The sequence below is a fragment of the Kitasatospora sp. NPDC028055 genome (genome assembly GCF_040637885.1).
Classification (GTDB): Bacteria; Actinomycetota; Actinomycetes; order Streptomycetales; family Streptomycetaceae; genus Kitasatospora.
In genome coordinates, this window is the sequence record NZ_JBEZXE010000017.1 from 135,171 (window position 1) to 155,397 (window position 20,227).

Consider the following 20,227-nt stretch of genomic DNA (forward strand, 5'->3'; position numbering starts at 1 on the left):
GTGCGGAGCGGTCAGCCGCCGAGCGCGACGGCGCCGAGGACGTCCGCGACGGCCTGTACGTGCGGCTGCCGGACCAGCCCGTAGTGGTCGGTGTCGAGGCGGTGCAGCCGGAACCCGCCGGCCACCACCGCGCGCCAGGCCTCGGCGCTGCCCAGGGCCAGACCGTCCCGGCTCTCCAGGTAGACCACGTCGCCAGGGTGGCGGCGCGGCCGGTAGGCGTGGTGCGCCCGCAGGTTGGTGGCGAAGACGCGGTGGCGCGCCTGCCAGGCCTCGCTGCCGGACTCGTCCGGCGGGGCACCGGTGAGGGCCAGCGTGTCCTGGAGCAGCGCCTCGGTGGTCCGGTCGTCGTCCAGCCCGTCGAGCTGTTCGGGCGCGGGGAAGGCGGCGTCGACCATGCAGAGCGTCACCTCCCGCCCGGCCGCGGTCAGCAGGCCCGCGGCCTCGAAGGCCAGCACCGCGCCGAAGGACCAGCCCGCCAGGTGGACCGGCCCGGCCGGGTGGTCCCGGACGATCCGGGCCACGGCGGCCGAGGCCATCTCCTCGACGGTGCTCCCGACCGGCTCGGCGCAGTCCAGCCCGGACACGGCCAGCCGCGGGTCCAGCGCGCCGGCCAGGGCCAGGTAGCCCAGGGCGCTGCCGCCGACCGGGGGGAACAGCCACAGCGGCGCGGCGGGGCCGGGGCGCAGCGCCAGCACCTCCCAGCCGTTCCCGGCCGCGGCCGGCGCGGGCGCGGACAGCAGGGCGGCCAGGCGTTCCACCGTGTCGTGGGTGAACAGCTCGGCGACGGTCAGCCGGCGGTCGAAGTCCCGGCGCAGCCGCCCGATCAGCCGGACGGCGGCCAGCGAGTGCCCGCCGACCTGGAAGAAGCCCTCGTCGACGCCGAAGTCCGCGGTGCCCAGCACGTCCGTCCAGGCGGCCGCGACCAGGGCCTCGGCCGGGCCGAGCGGACGGGCGGGCGCGGCGCTGCGGGCGGCCCGGCCGGGGGCCGGCAGCCGCTTGCGGTCGACCTTGCCGCTGACGGTCAGCGGCAGTTCGGCGAGCGGCACCCAGACCGCGGGCACCATGTGCCCGGGCAGCAGCCGCTCGGTGTGCCGGCGCAGCTCCCCGGCGGGCAGCTCGGCGCCGGGCCGGGCGGTGTAGTGGCCGACCAGCCGCTCGCCGTCGAAGGTCACCGCGGCCGAGCCGCAGTCCGGGTGCGCGGACAGCACGGCCTCGACCTCGCCGGGCTCGACCCGCATGCCGCGGACCTTCACCTGGGCGTCGCGGCGCCCCAGGTACTCGATCGCGCCGTCCGGGCGGCGCCGGGCGAGGTCCCCGGTGCGGTAGAGGCGTTCGGTGCCGCCGTCCGGCCAGGTGTGCTCGACGAAGCGCTCGGCGGTGAGGTCCGGGCGGCCGTGGTAGCCGTCGGCCAGGCCGACGCCGCCGATGTACAGCTCACCGGTCACGCCGACCGGGACGGGGTGGCCGGCCGGGTCGAGCAGGTGGATCCGGGTGTTGGCGATCGGCCGGCCGATCGGCACGGTGTCCGCGTCCTCGCGCACGCAGTGCCAGTACGTCACGTCCACGGCCGCCTCGGTGGGGCCGTACAGGTTCGCCAGGGCGGCCTTGGAACGGTCCAGGAAGTCCCGCTGGAGCTCGGCCGGCAGCGCCTCGCCGCTGCACACGACCTGGCGCAGCGCGGTGGCGGCGGAGAGGTCGGCGGCGTCCAGGAAGGCCCGCAGCATCGAGGGGACGAAGTGCGCCACGGTGACGGCCTGCCGGGCCAGCACCTGTTCGAGGTAGCCAGGGTCCCAGTGGCCGCCGGGCTCGGCGACGACCAGCGCGGCGCCCTCGCGCAGCGGCCAGAAGAACTCCCACACCGAGACGTCGAAGGTGTACGGCGTCTTCTGCAGCACCCGGTCCTCGGCGGTCAGCCGGAACTCCTCCTGCATCCAGTCCAGCCGGTTGGCGATCGCCCGGTGGGAGACCACCACGGCCTTGGGGCGGCCGGTGGAGCCGGAGGTGTGGATGACGTACGCCGGGTCGGCCGGCCGCACCGCGACTGTGGGTGGCGAGGTGTCGGCCGGGAGGTCGTCCGGGACGAACTCGACGACGAACCCGGCCGGGGCGTCCGGCAGTTCGAAGCCCTCGGTGCCGGCGGCGGTGAGCACCACCCGGCAGCCGGACTCGGCCAGCAGGGCGGCCGTGCGCCCGGCCGGGTCGGCCGGGTCCAGCGGGACGTAGGCGCCGCCCGCCTTGAGCACGCCGAGCAGCGAGACCACCAGCTCCGGGGAGCGCTCCTGGACGAGGCCGACGTGGTCGCCGGGCCGGACGCCGAGGGCGGCCAGCCGGTGCGCCAGGGTGTTGGCCCGGCCGTCCAGTTCGGCGTAGTCCAGCACCCGGTCGCGGAACAGCACGGCGGGGGCCTCGGGCCGCTCGGCGGCCCGCCAGGTGATCGCCTCGTGCAGCAGGTGCGGGCCGGGGTGGCTGCGCTCCGTCCGGTTCCACTCGGCCAGTTCGGCGAGTTCGGCCGGGGCCAGCAGCGGGGCGGCGGTGGGGGAGGCGGCCGGGTCGGCCAGCATGGCCCGGAGCACGGCCACGTGGTAGCCGAAGTAGCGGTCGGCGTCGGCCGCGGCGATCCGGTCGGCGTCGTAGCGCAGGCCGAGCCCGATCAGGTCGGTCGAGGTGTCGCGGGAGAACTCCGAGCCGAGCAGGAAGTCGGTGGGGGTGTGGCTGTACTCGTCCAGCACCTCCACCCCGCCGGTGGGGACGTCCGACTCGTTGCGGAAGTGGGTGTAGTTGAAGAAGGTCTCGAAGGCGGCCGCGCCGGCCACCCGGCCGCGCAGCTCCGGCATCGGGAAGCGGCGGTGCGGCTGGATCGCGAGGTCCGTCGCGGCGACCTGCCGGATCAGCTCGGACCAGCTCCCGGCGGCCGCCACCCGGCAGCGGACCGGGAGGGTGTTCAGGAACAGCCCGACCACCCGGTCGCCGTCCGGCTCGGCTATCCGGCCGTTGTAGACCGCACCGGAGACCACGTCCTCGGTGCCGGTCAGCAGCGCGATCACCCGCAGGTGCGCGGTGAGCAGCACGATCCGCACCGGGACCTGCAGGCGGGCGGCCAGCACGCCAAGCCCGGCGGACAGTTCGGCGGGCAGCTCGCGCGGCACCACCGTCATGTCCGGCACCCCGGTGCCCGGGGCGGCCGGGACGGAGCCGAGCGCGAGGCCGTCCAGCTGCGCCTGCCAGAAGGCGAGTTGCCGCTGGTCGCGGACGGCGGTGCGCTCCAGGGCGACGAAGGAGCGGTAGTGGGCGCGGGGCGGCGGCGGCAGGGCGGCCGGGCCGCCCGCGAGCGCGGCGAGGTAGAGCGAGAGCAGCTCGCCGAACAGGATCCGCTCGCTCCAGCCGTCGATCACGGCGTGGTGGACCACCGTCCAGAGCTGGACCTCGTCCTCGGCCAGCCGGGCGAGGTGGTAGCGGATCAGCGGCGGGCGCTCCCAGTCGAAGAGGTTGCGGCCCTCCCAGTCGGTGCGCTGGTCGATCAGGGCCCGCTGCTCCGGCTCCGGCAGGCCGCGCAGGTCCTCGAAGCTGACCGGCGGGTGGGCGATCCGCCCGTGCACCACCTGGAGCGGTTCGGTGAAGCCGCCGGGGGCGAAGGAGGTGCGCAACAGTTCGTGGCGATCCAGCAGTTGGGCCACGGCGGTGCGCCAGGCCGCGGCGGAGAAGGCCACCCGCAGCCGGCTCACCAGCACGTCGTGGTACATCGCGGTGTGCGCCTGCTGGCCGCTGCGGTAGAGCATGCCGGACTGCAGGGCGGTGAGCGGGTAGGCGGCGACGGCGTCGGCGGGCAGCCGGGGCCGGTCCTCGGCCGCGACGAGATCGAACGGGCCGGTGGTGGGTGCGCCGCCGTCGGCGGGCTCGGTGGCCCGGACCAGTGGGGCCAGTTCGCGGACGGTCTGGTTGCGGAGCAGGTCGCGGACCCGGAAGCCGAGGCCGCGGGCGCCGGCCCGGGCGACGATCTGCACGCTGCTGATGGAGTCGCCGCCGAGCTCGAAGAAGTTGTCGTCGATGCCAATGGCGGGGCGGCCCAGCACCTCGGCCCAGACCTCGGTGAGCACCCGCTCGGTCTCGTCGCGCGGGGCGGTGTCGGCGGGGGCGGGGTCGGCGGGCTCGGCGACGGTAGGGGAGGCGTCGGCCTCGGCGTGATCGCCGCCCGGGGTGGCGAGTTCGGCGGCGGCCGACGGGGCGGCGGAGCCGAGGAAGTCGCTCAGCGGGCGGTCCGGCTGCTCCGCGGCCAGCTCCAGCACCCGGGCGTAGCGGGCGCCGAAGTCGGCGATCCACCCGGGCGAGAAGCGGTCCGCCCGGTACTCGAACTCGGCGACCGCGCCGTCCGGGGTGCGGTTGACCTGGAGGGCGAGCTGGTACTTGGCGGTGACCGACGGGACCTCGACCGGCCGGAACTCCAACTCCCCGGCCCGGACCGGCTCGAAGAAGTCCTCGCCGACGGTGAAGGCGACCTGGAAGACCGGCGAGTGGTCCTGGTGCCGGGTCGGCCGGACGTCCTTGACCACCGTCTCGAAGGGCACCGCCTGGAGGTCCTGGGCGCTCAGCACGGCGGCGCGCACCCGCTCCACCAACTCGCGGAAGGTGCGCGGGCCTTCGAGGTCGGTGCGGACCGCGATCATGTTGACGAAGCAGCCGACGGTCCGCTGGAACTCGGTCCGGCTGCGGTTGAGCGCCGGGGTGCCCACGATGACGTCGCGCAGGCCGGTGCGGTCGGCGAGCAGCAGGTCGTAGGCCGCCAGCAGGACGGTGAACAGAGTGGTGCGCAGCTCGGTCGCCAGCGCGGCGAGCCGTTCGACGGCCGGGCCGGGCAGCGGGAGGTCGGCGGTGCCGCCGGGGGCGGTGGCGGCGGCCTCCCGGTCGGCGGGGGTGGCGCGGGAGGCCGGCCGGACGTCCCCCGGCAGTTCCAGTACGGGGAGTTCACCGGCGAGCAGTTCGACCCAGGCGCGCCGGGCGCGTTCGCCGGCCGGGCTCTCCAGCCACTCGTCGTGCCAGAGCGAGTAGTCGCCGTACTGGTACTCGACCTCGGGCAGGTCGGGTTCGGTGCCGGTGGTGAACGCCTGGTAGTGGGCGATCAGTTCGTCGCGCACCAGTTTGGCCGACCAGCCGTCGAAGACGGCGTGGTGGCAGCAGAGCGCCACCACGTGGCTGCCGTCGGCGCAGCTCAGCACACCGGCCCGGACCAGCGGGCCGTGTTCCAGGTCGAAGGGGGCGCGGGCGGCGTGCGCCATCCGCTGTTCGAGTTCCTCCGCGTCCCGGCAGGTGGCCAGGCGCCATTCCAGCCGCGGTTCCGGATGGACGACCTGGAGGAGTCCCTGTTCGTGAATGCGGAAAGTGGTGCGCAGCGCCTCGTGCCGTGCGAGCACGGCGGTCACGGCATTCCGGAGTGCACGGATGTCGACCGGTCCCCGGACTTCCCAGAAGCACGGGATGTGAAAGGTCGGTGCGTCACCCACGGTCTGCTGTGCGAGGAAGAGTTGCTCCTGGACCTTCGACGCCGGGAACGGATCCTCGTCCGCGGCGTCCGATTGGGCGGGGAACTCGCTGTCCACGGCTCGTAGACGCCCTTTCCTCCTGGGTATGGAGACACCTCCGCGTCCCCCAGGAACGTCAGCATACAGGCGGGAATTCGCTCGGCAAGGGGCAAGATCTTGCCTCGCCCGTAAGGGATTTGACCTCTGTCATGATCGCATCGAGTAGGGTAGTCTCGCGGCATCTTGCAGTGATGAGAGCGGGGGATCAACCCATGCCCGAGCGTGTCGTTCCGATCTCGCCGCAACAGCGCAGGCTGTGGCTCCTGCACAGCCTGCATCCGCGGCTCCCGCTCTACAACGGCCCGGTGGCGCACGAGATCAGGGGGGGACTCGATGTCCCCGCGCTGGAACAGTCAATCCGTGCACTGATATCCCGGCACGCCGCGCTGCGGACCGGTTTTTCCGTGGTCGACGACCAGCCCGTGCAAGTCATCGTCGACCACCTGGAGTTCAGCCTTCCCGTGCACGACCTGAGGGGGGATCCCGATTCCCTCCGGGCCCGGGTGCGGGAGGCCGCCGCGGAGCCGTTCGACCTGGAGCGCCCCGGAGTCTTCGACTTCCGGCTGTTCCGGTCGGCGGACGCGGAGTGGACGCTGCTCCTGAACCTGCACCACATCGTCACCGACGGCTGGTCGAACGCGGTGATCGCCGCCGAGATCGGCCGCGGCTACGCGGAGGTGCTGGCCGGGCGCCCGCCGGCCGCCGAGGAGGCCGGACCGGCCGGGCACGACTACGCCGAGTACGGCGCCGCGCTGGCCCGGCGGCTCGCCGACGGCCTGGCGGAACGCCAACTCTCGTACTGGGCAGAGCACCTGGCCGGCGCCCCCGACCTGCTGCGACTCCCGCTGGACCGGCCCCGGCCGGCCCGGCAGCGGTTCCGCGGCGAACTGCTGGACTTCACGCTGGACGCCGGCCTGGCCGAGCGGGTACGGCAGACCGCGGCCCGGCACCGCACCACCGACTACGTGGTGCTGCTGGCGGCCTTCACCCTGCTGATGCACGCCTACACCGGGGAGCGCGACGTGGTGGTGGGCGCGCCCGTCACCAACCGGGACGACTCCGCCCTCGACGAGACGGTCGGATTCTTCGTCAACATCCTTCCGCTGCGCAGCCGGAGCCGGCGCGGCGAGAGCTTCTCGGACTATCTCCAGCGCTGCCGTTCCACCTTCATCGGGGGATTCCGCAACCAGTCGGTGCCTTTCGACGAAATCGTCAAGGTGACGGACAGTCAGGGTGCGGTCAGCCACTCGCCGCTGGTTCAGGCGGTATTCGGATACCACCAGGAGTCCCCGGCCCCCCTCCCGCTGGAGGGTCTGCGGACGAGCCGCTGGAACGTACCGACCGGATTCGTCCAGACCGACCTGGAGTTCGACCTCGCACGAGCCGCGGACGGTTCCGTGGCCGGGGTCATCGCCTATGACAGCGACCTCTTCGACGAAGCGACCGTCGCCCGGCTCGGCGCGAATTACCGCGCTCTGCTGGAGGGGGCGTTGGCCGATCCGCAGGCACCGCTGGCCGGTATCGAACTGCGTTCCGCGGCGGAAATCCGGCTCGACCGGGAGGTGAACGGAACCACCGCCGAGTTCCCGGCCGACGCCTGCCTGCACGAGCTGTTCGAGGCGCAGGCGGCGCGTACCCCGGACGACGTCGCGGTGGTCTCCGAAACGGCCCGGCTCAGCTACCGCGAGCTGGACGGGCGGGCCGAGGCGCTCGCCCGGGAGCTGCGGGCGCGCGGGGTCGGCCCCGAGCGCGCGGTCGGCATCTGCCTGGAGCGCTCGGCGGAGATGGTGGTGGGGCTGCTCGGCATCCTCAAGGCCGGCGGCGCCTACCTGCCGCTGGACCCGGCCAGCCCGCCGGCCCGGATCCGGCAGATCCTGGCCGACGCGGGCGCGCCGGTGCTGCTGGCGGCGCGGGCCCTGGCCGAGGAGGTCGACGCGGCCTCGGTCGGCGCGGTGACCGTGGACCCGGCGGAACTCGACCATGCGGACGTTTCCCCCTCCGACATTTCCCCCGCCGGCGTCGACCCGGCCGCGGGGCCCGGAGCCCCGGCCGAGGGCCCCCGTCCGCACCCCGAGAACCTGGTCTCCGTCTACTACACCTCCGGCTCCACCGGCATGCCCAAGGGCGTGGCCAGCCGGCACCGCGGCTGGGTGAACCGGATGGTCTGGATGCAGCGCAAGCACCGGCTGGCCCGGGGCGAGACGGTGCTCCACAAGACCACGCTGACCTTCGACGACGCCGCCCTGGAGATCTTCTGGCCGCTCTCGGTCGGCGGCCGGGTGGCCGTGCTCGAACCGGGCCGCCACCGGGACCCGGTGGCGGTGCTGGAGGCCGCCACCCGCTACGAGTCGGTGTACCTCCAGGTCGTCCCGAGCATGCTGAACGCGGTGCTCGACCTGGTGGAGCAGGTGCCCGAGCGGGTGCCGCCGCTGCTGCGCAACACCACCTCCAGCGGGGAGGCGCTCACCCCGTCGACCGTCGAGCGCTTCCACCGGCTGATGCCGGGCGCGCTGCACAACACCTGGGGCGCCACCGAGGTGTCCATCGACTCGACCTGCCACACCTGCGGCCCGGCCGACGGGAGCGCCACCGGAGCGGTCAACCTGGGCCGCCCGTTCGACAACAACACCGTGCACGTGCTGGACGACGAACTGCGGCCGGTGCCGATCGGCGTGGTCGGGGACCTGTACATCGGCGGCCTCGGCCTGGCCCGCGGCTACCTCAACGACCCGGCCCGCACCGCCGGGGCCTTCCTGCCCGATCCGTTCCGCCCCGGTGAGCGGCTCTACCGCACCGGCGACCAGGGCCTGCTGCACCCCGACGGCGGCTTCCGCTTCGTCGGGCGCAGCGACCACCAGGTCAAGATCCGCGGCATGCGGGTCGAACTCGGCGAGATCGAGACGGCGCTGCTCGGCCACCCGCAGGTGAAGGAGGCCGTGGTGGTGGTCGCGGCGCAGGGCCCGGCGCAGCGGCTGGTGGCCTTCGTCACCGCCGTCGACCCGGCCGATCCGCCGACCCTGGACGCGGTCCGCGAGCACGCCAAGGAGTGGCTGCCGCAGTACATGATCCCCGCCCAGCTGGTGGTCGAGCGGGCCTTCCCGCTGAACGCCAACGGCAAGGTGGACCGCAGGGCGCTGACGGTGCCCGAGCCGCCGGCCGGTGCACAGGCCTCCGGCGGCGAGGCGCCGCGTACGCCCTCCGAGCAGTTCGTCGCCGGGGTGTGGCGGGAGCTGCTCGGCGTCGAGCGGATCGGCGCCGAGGACGGCTTCTTCATGCTCGGCGGGCACTCGCTGATCGCCACCCGGTTCACCGCGCGGGTGCGCCAGCGGCTCGGGGTGGAGTTCCCGCTGGTCACGCTCTACTCGGAGCCGACGGTGCGGGCCACGGCGCGGACGCTGGAGGAACTGGTCGCGGAGAAGCTGGCCGCCGACGCACAGCCCGCCGATCCGCAGCCCGTGGCCGACGCGCAGCCCGCCGGGGCCGAGCGGTGAGCGGCGGCTGGGACGCCGTGGTGGTGGGCGCCCGGGTCGCGGGCGCCGCCACCGCCCTGCTGCTGGCCCGGGCCGGCCGCAAGGTGCTGCTGATCGACCGGGCCGCCTTCCCCTCGGACACCATGTCCACCCTGTTCATCCACCAGCCGGGCGTGGCCAAGCTCTCCGAGTGGGGCGTCCTCCCGGCGCTGCTGGACTCCGGCTGCCCGGTGCTGGACACCATCAGCTACGAGGTCGGCGGAGTCCGGCTGGCCGCCCCGGCGCCGGTGATGCCGGGCGCCCCGGCCGCCTTCGCCCCGCGTCGCCGGGTGCTGGACCAGCTGCTGGTCGACGCGGCCGTCAAGGCGGGCGTCGAGTTCGTCGACCGGGCCAACCTCCAGGAGCTGGTGCACTCCGACGGCCGGGTCACCGGTGTCCGCTTCCGTACCGCCACCGGTGTGCGCACCGAGCATGCCCGGCTGGTGGTCGGGGCCGACGGGATGCGCTCCCGGGTGGCCCAACTCGTGGACGCGCCACTGGAGGTGAGCGACCCGCGGGCCAGCTGCGTGTACTACACCGCCTGGACGGGCATCAGCACCGGCTTCGGCTTCCACGAGAGCCCCGGCAACTGGATCGTCCGGATCCCCACCCACGACGACCTCACCCTGATCTCCACCTACTTCCCGCAGGACCGCTTCGCCGAGGTCAAGCAGGACCCGTTCCGCCACCACCTGGCGGCCGTCCGCTCCACCGCGCCCGAGCTGTACCAGCAGGTCTGCGAGGCGGACCAGGTCGAGGCGATCATCGGTACCGGCGACCAGCAGAACTACTTCCGCCGTGGGCACGGCCCCGGCTGGGTGCTGGTCGGCGACGCCGGGCACCACCTGGACACCATCAGCGCCCGCGGCATCACCAACGCCCTGCTCCAGGCCGCCTTCCTGGCCGAGGAGCTGGCGGTGGAGACGGCCGACCCGGCCCGGCTGGACGCCGCGCTGGCCCGGTTCACCCGCCGCCGGGACGAGGAGCTGACCGAGCCGTACCAGAGCACCCTGGAGCTGGCCAGGCTCACCGTGACGCCCTCCCGGCTGGAGATGCTGCGCACCATCGCCGCCTCCCCCGAGCTGACCGGCCGCTACTTCGCCGTCGTCGCGGGCATGCTCGGCATCGACGAACTCTTCGACGACGACGCGCTGTTCGACGACGACGCCCTCTTCGACGACTTCGACGACGCCGAGGGCGACCTCGGCGACCTCGACCGCGAGGTCCAGTCCTGATCCGCCCCCTTCCCGCCTGGAGGAACCGCATGAGTCCCGCTCCACTCTCGCTCTGGGGCGGCGAGTCCCACCCGCCCTGCCTGCTGGCCGCGTTCGAGGAGCAGGCCCTCGCCAGGCCCACCGAGACCGCCGTGGTCGACGGCGAGCTCAGCCTGACCTACGGCGAGCTGCTGGCCCGGGTCAAGGGCATCGCCGACGGCCTGGCCGCCGCCGGGATCGGCCCGGAGGACCGGGTCGCGGTCACCGGCCGGCGCAGCGCCGCCGTGGTGGCCGCGCTGCTCGGCACCATGTGGGCGGGCGCCACCTACCTCCCGCTGGACAGCGAGTACCCGGCGGCGCGGCTGGCCCACATGCTCAAGGACAGCGGCGCCGGCCTGCTGCTGTACGCGGACGCGCCGCCGGAGTTCGAGGTGCCGGTGCCCGCCCTGCCGATCGCGGGCCTGCCGACCGCCGGCACGGCCGCGAAGGTGGACTGCCGCCCCGAGCTGTGGACGTACATCATCTACACCTCCGGCTCCACCGGCCTGCCCAAGGGTGTGTCCGTGCCGCACAGCTGCCTGGACACCATGGCCGACTGGCAGCGCAGCCACTCCGTCCGCCGGGACCTGCGCACCGCCCAGTTCGCCCCGCTCAACTTCGACGTCTCCTTCCAGGAGGTGCTCGGCACCCTGTGCGGCGGCGGCACGCTGGTGGTGGTGCCGGAGGAGCTGCGGCAGGACCCCTTCGAACTGCTGGAGTGGCTGGCGGAGAACCGGATCGAGCGGCTCTTCCTGCCGTACGTCGCCCTGCAGATGCTCGCCGTGGCGGCGGCCGAGGAGGAGTCGCTGGAGCACCTGGCGCTCGCCGAGGTCAACGCGGCCGGCGAGCAGCTGGTCTGCACCCCGGACATCCGGGAGCTGTTCGCCCGGCTGCCGCGGTGCCGGCTGAACAACCACTACGGGCAGAGCGAGTCCGCGATGGTCACGGCGCACACCCTGACCGGCCCCAGCTCCTCCTGGCCCGCGCTGCCGCCGATCGGCGTGCCGCTGCCGGGCTGCGAGCTGCTGATCGACCCGCTGGACGCGGCCGAGCCCAACGTCGGCGAACTGCTGGTGGCCGGCGCGCCGTTGTCGCCCGGCTACCTCAACCAGCCGGAGCTGAACGCCAAGCGCTTCGTCACCGTCGACCCGACCCCGCAGGGGCACACCGCGGCCTTCCGTACCGGCGACCTGGTCCGGCTGGAGGACGGCGCGGTGACCTTCCTGGCCCGCCGGGACAAGGACGTCAAGATCCGCGGCTACCGGGTCAACCTGCTGGAGATCGAGGTGCGGCTGCTGGAGCTGCCGACCGTCTCCGCTGCGGTCTGCGTCGCCCTGGACGACGGGCAGGGCTCGCGCTCGCTGCACTGCGCGGTGACGGTGGACGCCGGCGCCGAGCCGCTGGACGCGGCCCGCGCGGCGGACGAGCTGCGCCGCACCCTGCCGGACCCGTACATCCCGCGCTCCTTCACCACGGTGGCCGCGCTGCCGCGCACCCACAGCGGCAAGGTCGACCGGGACGCGGTGGCCCGCACCCTCGCCGCGCGCTGACGGCACCCACGGAGGGCCGGTACCCGCCACGGGTACCGGCCCTCGCTGTGCGTGGCCCGGGTCAGCGCAGGGAGGGGCGGGTGCTGGTGCCGCGGCGCTCGGTGACGATGGCGGCGACCTCGGCGACGGTGTCGGCGGTGATCAGGTCGGCGACCTTCAACGCCGTGCCGAAGCGGCGGTTCAGCCGGCCGACGACCTGGATCGCGGCCAGCGAGTTGCCGCCCAGGTCGATGAACGAGGCGGCGGAGCCCGGGACTTCGGCCAGGCCCAGCACCTCGTGCCAGGTCTCGCCGACGGCGGCCCGGACGGCCGGGTCGGTGGGGCGCTCCGGTGCGGCGGGGGCGGCCGCGGCCTCGGCGGCGAGCCGTTCCAGCTCCGGCCGGGCGATCTTGCCGTTCTGGTTGACCGGCAGCTCGGCGAGCGCGAACACCCGGGCCGGGACCATGCTCTCCGGCAGCCGCCGGCGCAGGTGGGCCCGGAGCTCCTCGACCGAGGCCTCGGCCGCCTCGGCCGCCTCGGCCACCGACACGTAGGCGGCCAGCGACTGGGCGATGCCCGCCGAGTCGCGCACCGGCACCACGATGGCGTCCGCCACCGCCGGGTGCTCGCGCAGGCAGGACTGGATCTCGCCGAGCTCGATCCGCACCCCGCCGATCTTCACCTGGTGGTCGACCCGGCCGATCAGCTCCAGCTCGCCGTCCGCCCGCAGCCGGGCCAGGTCGCCGGTGCGGTACAGCCGGGCGCCGGGGACGGCGGAGAACGGGTCGGGCAGGAAGCGTTCGGCGGTGAAGGCGGGCCGGTCCTGGTAGCCCCAGCCGACGCCCAGCCCGCCGAGGAACAGCTCGCCGAGCTGGTCCACCGCGGCGGGCGTGCCGAAGGCGTCCAGCACGTAGGCGCTCTGGTTGGTCATGGCCCGCCCGTACGGGATCGAGCGCCAGCGCGGGTCGACGGCGGCCACGTCGTAGTAGGTGCTGTCCACCGAGACCTCGGTGGCGCCGCCGAGGCTGATGAAGCGGGCCTCGGGGAACGCCTTGCGGGTCGACTCCGGCTGGGCCAGCGGGATCCAGTCCCCGCCCAGCAGGAAGGCCCGGAGCGCGCCGGTCCGCTCCTCCTCACCCCAGGTGCGCAGGAACTGCGCCAGCGAGGACGGGACGGAGTGCCAGACGGTGATGCCCGCGTGCTCGACCAGCTCGGCCCAGTGCTCGACGTCGTTCTCCCGCCCGCGCTCCGGCAGGACGAGCGTGGCGCCGGTCATCAGCGCGGCGAACATGTCGTAGACCGTCATGTCGAAGCTCGGTGAGGAGACGCCGAGGATCCGGTCGCCGGGGCCGAGGCCGTAGCGGGAGCTGAGGTCGAGGATCATGCTGGTCCGGCCGACGTGGTCGAGCAGGGCGCCCTTCGGCTCGCCGGAAGAGCCGGAGGTGAAGATCACGTAGGCGAGGTCCCGGCCGGTCACGTCGACCTCCGGCAGCGCCTCCCGGGAGGCGGTCGGCAGCTCCTCGACCGGGCCGAGCGCGATCACCGGCACACCGGTGGCCGGGTGGGCGGCGCCCGCCGCGTCGGCGACCACCACGTCCACCCGGCCCAGCCGGTGCAGCACCTCGCGGCGGTGGGCGGGCAGCATCGGGTCCAGCGGGACGAAGGCGGCGCCGGTCTTCAACGCCGCGTAGGCCGCCACCACCAGCTCCACGCTGCGGGTCGCCGCCACCCCGACCCGCCCGCCGGGCCCGACGCCGTGGGCGGCGATCCGGACGGCCAGGGCGTTGGCCCGGGCGTCGAGTTCGCCGTAGGTGAGGCTCAGCGGGCCCTGGACCACGGCGGTCCGCTCCGGGCCGGCGGCCACCTGCCGCTCCACCCGGTGGTGCAGGCAGTGCGGCTCGGTGAGCGGCGGCTGCGGGCGGTTCACCTCCGCGACCAGCTCGTGCTCGGCGGCGGTGAGGTGCTCGACCTGGTCGATCCGCAGCTCGTCGGGGGCGGCGAGGTAGGCGGCCAGGTGCGCGGTGATCCGGGCGGGCGCCTGCTCGTCGTCCGGCCGGGCGGTGGCGCGCAGGCGGAGCGTCCAGCTGCCGTCGGCGGCCGGGGAGAGGGCGAACACGGCCGGCGAGGACTGCGGGTCCACCGACAGCTCCAGCCCCTGGTCGAACGCCGCCCCGCGCCGGGCGAAGGCGGCCCGGCAGGCCCCCAGCGTGGGGGCGGAGGGGCCGGTTCCGGCCAGTTCGGCGGGGTCGACCTGCCACTGCGTCCAGGCGTCCCCGCCCTCGGCGCGGCCCCAGAGGGTGACCGGCCGCAGGCCGCCGTAGCGCAGCACCAGCGCGCACAGCCCGGCGGCGAGGTCCGCGGGAGCTCCGGCCCGCAGGCCGGTCAGCGGCGCGGACTCGACGGCGGCGGTGCCGGCCCGCCACAGCACCGGGAGGACGGGATCGGCGTGCTCGGTCATGAGGAGGCTCCCTGAGGGGGTTGGTGAGGGGCGACGGCGGCCAGCAGCCGGGAGACCCGGGCGCCGGGGCGGTCCACGGCCGTCCGGAGCAGCTCCTGCAGCTGGTCGGCCAGGCCGGCGGCCCACGGCGCGTCGAACGCCTCGGTCGAGTACTCGATGCTGAGCAGGAAGTCCGGGCCGTCCTCGATGAAGGTCACCGTGGCGTCGAAGGCGTGCTGCCCGGGGTACAGGTCGACGTCCTCGCTGACCACGCCCGGCAGCTCGGGGCGGCCCGGGGCGCTGCCGCCGGTGCGCAGCTGGAGGGTGACCTGGGCCAGCGGGTTGCGCCCGGGCCGGCGGGCGGGGGCGAGGCGGCGCACCACGCTGCCGAACGGCACCTCGTAGTCGATGGACCGCACGCTGGAGACGTTCAGCCGGGCGGCCAGCTCGCAGAAGGCGGGGTCGTCCGTGAGGTCCGCGCGCAGCACCACCATGTTGACGAAGTAGCCGATCAGCGGTTCGAGTTCCGGCTCGCCGCGGCCGGCGAGCAGGGTGGCGAACGCGGTGTCGGGGCGGCCGGTGCGCTCGGTCAGGGCGAGCGCGAAGGCCGCGCCGAGCAGCGAGAACAGCGACCCCCTGGCGGCCCGGGCCAGGTCGGTGAGTGCGCGGTGCAGGGCCGGGTCGAGCCGGACGACCAGGCGGTCGGCCGCGAAGGTCGGCCGCCGGGGGCGCGGCCGCCCGGCGGCCAGGTCGACGGCCGGTAGGTCGCGCAGCTCCTTCTCCCAGTGGTCGAGCATCTCCTCCAGCTCCGGCCCCTGGTAGTACTCCCGCTGCCACTGGGCGTACCGCCGGTACGGCACCGGCAGTTCGGGCAGCACGGCCTCCGGGTCCTGCCCGGCCAGCAGCGCCGTGTACCCGGCGGACAGCTCGTGGAGCAGCACTCGCAACGACCAGCCGTCGGTGGCGATGTGATGCATCACCAGGCTGAGCACGTGCTCCTCGGGCCCGAGCCGGAACAGCCGGAGCCGGAACGGCCGGCCCGCCGCCAGGTCGAAGGGCACGCGCGCCTCCCGGTGCAGCTCGGCCGCGAGCTCGGCCCCGTCGGCGGTGTCGCAGAGCGGCAACTCGGCCTCGCCGGGCGGCAGCACCAGCTGGTACGGGTCACCGTCGTCCGCGCGGAAGGCGGTGCGCAGCACCTCCTGCCGGCGCGCCACCAGGGTCAGCGCGGCCCGCAGCAGCTCGGGCCGCAGCGGGCCGCGCAACCGGAAGGCCAGCGGGACGTGGTAGGCGGCGGTGCCGGGCACCAGTTGCTCGAACATCCACAGCGCCTCCTGGCCGGAGGACAGTTCGTACCGCTCGGCCGGGTCGGCCGCGCCGACGGAACCGGGCATCGTGCTCCCATCGAAGTGTCGGAACGTCGGGGCGAGGTCGGGATCTGGCGAGGGCGGGGGCGGGGGGCGGGGCAGAGCCGCCCGAATTCCTCGACCGCGCCGGAAGGAGTGCGCCGCCGGGAGGGAGTGCGCCGGCGGGCGGGCGATCATCGCCCCAGTCTGTCAGCCGTACGCACTCTGCGGAAGATCCTCCCCGGGGGTGGGCCGGAAAAGTCCAGCGGGAAAGGCAGTTGGTTGTCATACCTCGGCCGGTGCGGTATCCCTTGATCTCGAACCTGTCCGGTGCATGCTCACTTCCGGGAGTCGCGAATGACCGGCACACACGTGGCCGGCGGCCTCGTCACAACGGCGGCCGTGGGCCTGGTGCGGTTGCCGTGCGACCGGTGGCTCGCCAATCACCCGACCGAACACAGCAGTTCGCGTACGCACCCGGTTCCGGAGCCGGTCCTGGAGCGATTCCTGGGCCTGGCGCAGGAACCCGACGGCGGCGCGGACGCGGTGCTCGCGGCCGTGCTCGCGGTGCTGCTGCACCACTACGCCGGGCAGCAGGACGTCGAGTTGACGCTGGACGGGCCGGGGCCGGTGCGGATCTCCGTCGAGGCGGACGCCGACCTGCGCGGGATCCGGCAGCAGGTGGTGCGTCAACTCGCCGAGGCGAAACCAACGGTGGAGCCCGCGGTGGAGCGCCGGGCGGACGGGGCCGAGGCCCCGCTGACCGTCCGGCTGCGCCCGGCCGGGGCCGGCGCCCTGCTGGAGGCCGGGTACGACCCGGCGCTGCTCGACGGGGCCACCGCCGACCGGGTGCTGGAGCACACCGCCCGGCTGCTGGCCGCGCTGGTCACCGACCCCGGCGGACCGGTCCGCCGGGCCCGGTTCGGTTCGGCGCGGGAGCGCGAGCGGATCCTCGCGGACTGGAACGGCACCCGGACGCCCTACCCGGACTCGACCGTGGTGGCGGCCTTCGAGGAGCAGGCGCGGGCCACCCCGGCCGCGCCCGCCGTGGAGTTCGAGGGCACCGTGCTCAGCTACGCCGAACTCGACCGGCGGGCCGCCCTGGTGAGCCGCCGACTGAACGCGGGTGCGACCGCCGGCTTCGTCGGGATCCACCTGGAGCGCTCGGTCGAGCTGGTGGTGGCGATCCTCGGGGTGCTCAAGGCCGGGCTCGCCTACGTGCCGCTCGATCCCGAGCTCCCCGCCGACCGGGTGCGGTACATGGTCGAGGACTCCGGCGCCGCCACCGTGCTGTGCCGCCCCGAGGACGTCGAGGCACTCGCCCGGCCCGGCGTCACCGCGCTGACGGTCGCCCAGGCCGAATGGGAGGGCGCGCAGGCGCCGGAGACCGGCCGCCCGGAGATCACCGGCGACACCCCCATCTACCTGATCTACACCTCGGGCTCCACCGGCCGTCCCAAGGGCGTGCTGAACCGGCACGCGGGCGTGTTCAACACCGTCCACTGGCGGCGCCGGCGCTTCCCGCTCGGCCCGGCCGACCGGGTGCTGCAGAAGACCCCGTTCGGATTCGACGTCTCGGCCTGGGAGTTCCTCTGGCCGCTGGTCTCCGGCGCCTGCCTGGTGGTCGCCCGCCCGGGCGGGCACCGGGACACCCGCTACCTCAAGCGGACCGTCCGCGACCGCGGCGTCACCGTGATCCACTTCGTGCCCTCCATGCTGGACGCCTTCCTGGAGGAGGAGGACCTGGCCGGGCACTGCGCCGGCCTGCGGCTGGTCTTCGCCAGCGGCGAGGCGCTCGCCCCGACCACCGTCCGGGCCTTCTTCCGGCAGCTGGACTGCGAACTGCACAACCTCTACGGCCCTACCGAGGCCTCCATCGAGGTCTCGCACTGGCAGGCCGCGCCGGACTTCGCCGGGCGGGACGTGCCGATCGGGCGCCCGATCGCCAACACCGGCCTGTACGTCGTCGACGAGCGGCTCGAACCGGTGCCGGTCGGCGTCGCGGGCGAGCTGTGCATCGGCGGCGTCCAGGTCGCCCTCGGCTACCACCGGCAGCCGGAACTGACCCGGGAGCGGTTCGTCGCGGACCCCTTCACCCCGGGCGGGCGGCTGTACCGCACCGGCGACCTCGCCCGGTACCGCACCGACGGGCAGATCGAGTACCTCGGGCGGCTGGACGACCAGGTCAAGATCAGCGGCTTCCGGATCGAACTCGGCGAGATCGAGACCGTGCTGCGCGGTCTGCCGGGGGTCGGGCAGGCCGCGGTGCTCCCGGTCGGCGAGGACGGCGCCCGGCGGCTGGCCGCCTTCGTGGTGCCCGCCGGGCCGGGCGCCTTCGACCCGGAGAAGTGCCGTTCCGCGCTGTCCGAGCTGCTGCCCGGCTACATGGTGCCCAAGCAGTTCACCGAGCTGGCGGCGCTGCCCACCTCGACCAACGGCAAGCTCGACCGCCGTGCGCTGGCCGGCTGCGCCCAGGCCGCCGCTGCCCCGGCCCAGGCCGCCCCCGCCCCTGTTCCCGCCCCCGCCCCCGCCCCCGCCGACGGCGCCGGGGACGCGGCGGGCGCCGAGGACACCGGGTCCGACCTGGAGACGACCCTGCGCGCGCTGTTCGCCCAGTCGCTGGGCGTCGCCGAAGTCGGCCTGCACGAGGACTACTTCGAGCTGGGCGGCCACTCGCTGGCCGCCGTCAAGCTGGCGACCCGGATCCGGGCCGCCCTCGGAGTGGACATCGACGTCTGGACCCTGTTCGACTTTCCCACCGTGGCCGAGTTGGCACGTGAACTCGCCCGGCCGCTCTGACGAAGGACGGTCCCATGTCAGTTTCACCCGCCCCCGGCCGCGCCCCGGAGGACGCGGACGACACCGAGGACACCGTGCGCGACCTGCTGGTCGCCGGTGCCGAGAAGCTCGCCGCCGACGACCCGGAACTCCACCGGGTGCTGGCCCGTGAGCAGGCCCGGCAGAACGCCACCCTGTCGCTGGTGGCCTCCTCCAGCGTGGTCGACCCCTCGGTGCTGGCCGCCCAGGCCTCGACCGCGGTCAACGTGACCGCGGAGGGCTACCCGGGCCGCCGCTACCACGCCGGCTGCGGGGTCATCGACGACATCGAGAGCCTGGCGATCGAGCGCGCCAAGAGCGTCTTCGGCGCCCGCTACGCCAACGTCCAGGCGCACTCGGCGACCACCGCCAACTACGCGGTGCTGTCCGCCCTGCTGAACCCCGGGGACACCCTGCTGGGGATGAACCTGGCCGAGGGCGGCCACCTCACCCACGGCAGCCCGGCCGCGTACGCCGGGCAGTACTTCGACGCCGTCGGGTACGGGCTGGACGCGGCCGGGATGATCGACTACGGCCAGGTGGCCGAGCTGGCCCGGGAGCACCGGCCCCGGGTGATCATCTGCGGGGCCACCGCCTACAGCCGGATCGTCGACTTCGCCCGCTTCCGGGCGATCGCCGACGAGGTCGGCGCCTACCTGATGGCCGACATCTCGCACGTCGCCGGACTGGTCGCGACCGGCCTGCACCCCAGCCCGGTCGACCACGCCCACATCACCACCGCCTGCACCCACAAGCAGCTGTTCGGGCCGCGCGGCGGCCTGATCCTGGTCGGCCGGGACCACGACGCCCCGGCGCCCAAGGGCAACGGCGACCTCGCCTCCTTCCTGCAGCGCGCGATCTTCCCGTACTACCAGGGCGCCCCCGCGCTCAACAGCATCGCGGCCAAGGCCCGCGCGCTGGCGATCGTGGCGACCCCGGCCTTCGCGGCCACCACCGAGCGGATCGTCTCCTTCTCCCGCGGCATGGCGGCCGAACTCGGCCGGCGCGGCTACCCGATCGTCTCCGGCGGGACGGACAACCACACCGTCCTGGTCGACCTGCGCCCCCGCGGCCTCAGCGGCCTGGTGGCCGAGGAGGCGCTGGAGGAGTGCGGGATGGTGGTCAACAAGAACCGGGTGCCCGGCGACACCACCCCGCCGCTGGTCGGCGGCGGTGTGCGGCTGGGCTCCAACAGCGCCGCGCACCGAGGGATGTCCGGGGCCGAGGCGGCGCGCTGCGCCGAGCTGATCGACACCGTGCTGTCCGCCGTCACGCCGCTCGGGCCGCGCAGCTACGAACTGCCCGACGACGTCCGCTACTCGGTGGCCTCCCAGGTCGCCGAACTGGCCGCCAAGTTCCCCCTGCCCGGCTACGCCGTCGGCTAGGGTCCCCGCCCCTCCGGAAGGAAGACACAGTGAGCGAGCCCGACGACGACCGCCGGCACCTGGTGGTCCTCAACGACGAGGAGCAGTACTCCGTCTGGCCGGCCGACCGGGACGTCCCGGCCGGCTGGCGGGCGGAGGGCTTCGAGGGGACCCGCCAGGAGTGCCTGGGGCACGTCGCCCAGGTGTGGACCGACATGCGCCCGCTCAGCCTGCGGCGGGCCATGGAGGGCAGCCAGGGCTGACCGGCCCGGCCGGGAACGCCGGAGGCCCGGGGCGGTGGTTCAACCGCCCCCCGGCGACCGCGTTGACCAACCCCAGGCGGGGAGGCGCGGTCTGCGCCCCGCCCCAGCGCCCCCCAGTGGTGGGCGACCACACGGGGGA

Annotated in this window: 9 protein-coding genes; 6 read left to right on the forward strand and 3 right to left on the reverse strand. The window is 74.5% G+C overall.

Features of this window, described 5'->3' with window-relative positions:
- Positions 1–11 precede the first annotated feature (11 nt).
- Positions 12–5,591 (reverse strand): amino acid adenylation domain-containing protein, encoded by a 5,580-nt coding sequence (locus tag AB0F71_RS19440; RefSeq protein ID WP_360235578.1) that lies wholly within the window; start codon positions 5,589–5,591, stop codon positions 12–14.
- A 194-nt stretch (positions 5,592–5,785) separates the two neighbouring features.
- On the opposite strand from AB0F71_RS19440, the gene AB0F71_RS19445 reads away from it, so the two are divergent.
- Genes AB0F71_RS19445 through AB0F71_RS19455 form a run of 3 tightly spaced genes read left to right on the forward strand, consistent with a single transcriptional unit; the run spans position 5,786 to position 11,885 of the window.
- A complete protein-coding gene (locus tag AB0F71_RS19445) occupies positions 5,786–9,064 on the forward strand; it encodes an amino acid adenylation domain-containing protein (protein WP_360235581.1) in 3,279 nt (1,092 codons plus the stop codon).
- On the forward strand, positions 9,061–10,317 hold the full coding sequence (locus AB0F71_RS19450; protein ID WP_360235584.1) for an FAD-dependent oxidoreductase: 1,257 nt from the start codon (positions 9,061–9,063) through the stop codon (positions 10,315–10,317). The genes AB0F71_RS19445 and AB0F71_RS19450 overlap by 4 nt, the downstream gene beginning before the upstream one ends.
- Positions 10,318–10,346: 29 nt before the next feature.
- Positions 10,347–11,885 carry an AMP-binding protein gene (locus AB0F71_RS19455; RefSeq protein WP_360235587.1) on the forward strand — a complete coding sequence of 513 codons (1,539 nt, stop codon included), beginning with the start codon at positions 10,347–10,349 and terminating at the stop codon, positions 11,883–11,885.
- 61 nt (positions 11,886–11,946) lie between these two features.
- On the opposite strand, the gene AB0F71_RS19460 is transcribed toward AB0F71_RS19455, so the two are convergent.
- Together AB0F71_RS19460 and AB0F71_RS19465 are read right to left on the reverse strand one after the other, a co-directional pair.
- Positions 11,947–14,322, reverse strand: a complete 2,376-nt coding sequence (locus AB0F71_RS19460; protein WP_360235590.1) for a non-ribosomal peptide synthetase — start codon at positions 14,320–14,322, stop codon at positions 11,947–11,949.
- Positions 14,319–15,692 (reverse strand): condensation domain-containing protein, encoded by a 1,374-nt coding sequence (locus tag AB0F71_RS19465; RefSeq protein ID WP_360235593.1) that lies wholly within the window; start codon positions 15,690–15,692, stop codon positions 14,319–14,321. The genes AB0F71_RS19460 and AB0F71_RS19465 overlap by 4 nt, the downstream gene beginning before the upstream one ends.
- 309 nt (positions 15,693–16,001) lie before the next feature.
- Between AB0F71_RS19465 and AB0F71_RS19470 the strand changes: the two genes are divergently transcribed.
- From AB0F71_RS19470 to AB0F71_RS19480, 3 genes are read left to right on the forward strand one after another with little or no spacing between them, the layout of a single operon-like run.
- On the forward strand, positions 16,002–18,443 hold the full coding sequence (locus tag AB0F71_RS19470; RefSeq protein WP_360235596.1) for an amino acid adenylation domain-containing protein: 2,442 nt from the start codon (positions 16,002–16,004) through the stop codon (positions 18,441–18,443).
- Positions 18,444–18,457: 14 nt separating this feature from the next.
- Positions 18,458–19,846 carry a serine hydroxymethyltransferase gene (gene glyA, locus AB0F71_RS19475; RefSeq protein WP_360235599.1) on the forward strand — a complete coding sequence of 463 codons (1,389 nt, stop codon included), beginning with the start codon at positions 18,458–18,460 and terminating at the stop codon, positions 19,844–19,846.
- Between the two features lie 29 nt (positions 19,847–19,875).
- On the forward strand, positions 19,876–20,088 hold the full coding sequence (locus tag AB0F71_RS19480; RefSeq protein ID WP_360235602.1) for an MbtH family protein: 213 nt from the start codon (positions 19,876–19,878) through the stop codon (positions 20,086–20,088).
- The last annotated feature ends 139 nt before the right edge of the window (positions 20,089–20,227 follow it).

Coding starts and splice junctions, on each gene's coding strand:
- AB0F71_RS19455 (WP_360235587.1), top strand. CDS start 10,347: ATGAGTCCCGCTCCACTCTCGCTCTGGGGCGGCGAGTCCCACCCGCCC.
- AB0F71_RS19465 (WP_360235593.1), bottom strand. CDS start 15,692: ATGCCCGGTTCCGTCGGCGCGGCCGACCCGGCCGAGCGGTACGAACTG.
- AB0F71_RS19470 (WP_360235596.1), top strand. CDS start 16,002: ATGACCGGCACACACGTGGCCGGCGGCCTCGTCACAACGGCGGCCGTG.
- glyA (WP_360235599.1), top strand. CDS start 18,458: ATGTCAGTTTCACCCGCCCCCGGCCGCGCCCCGGAGGACGCGGACGAC.
- AB0F71_RS19445 (WP_360235581.1), top strand. CDS start 5,786: ATGCCCGAGCGTGTCGTTCCGATCTCGCCGCAACAGCGCAGGCTGTGG.
- AB0F71_RS19460 (WP_360235590.1), bottom strand. CDS start 14,322: ATGACCGAGCACGCCGATCCCGTCCTCCCGGTGCTGTGGCGGGCCGGC.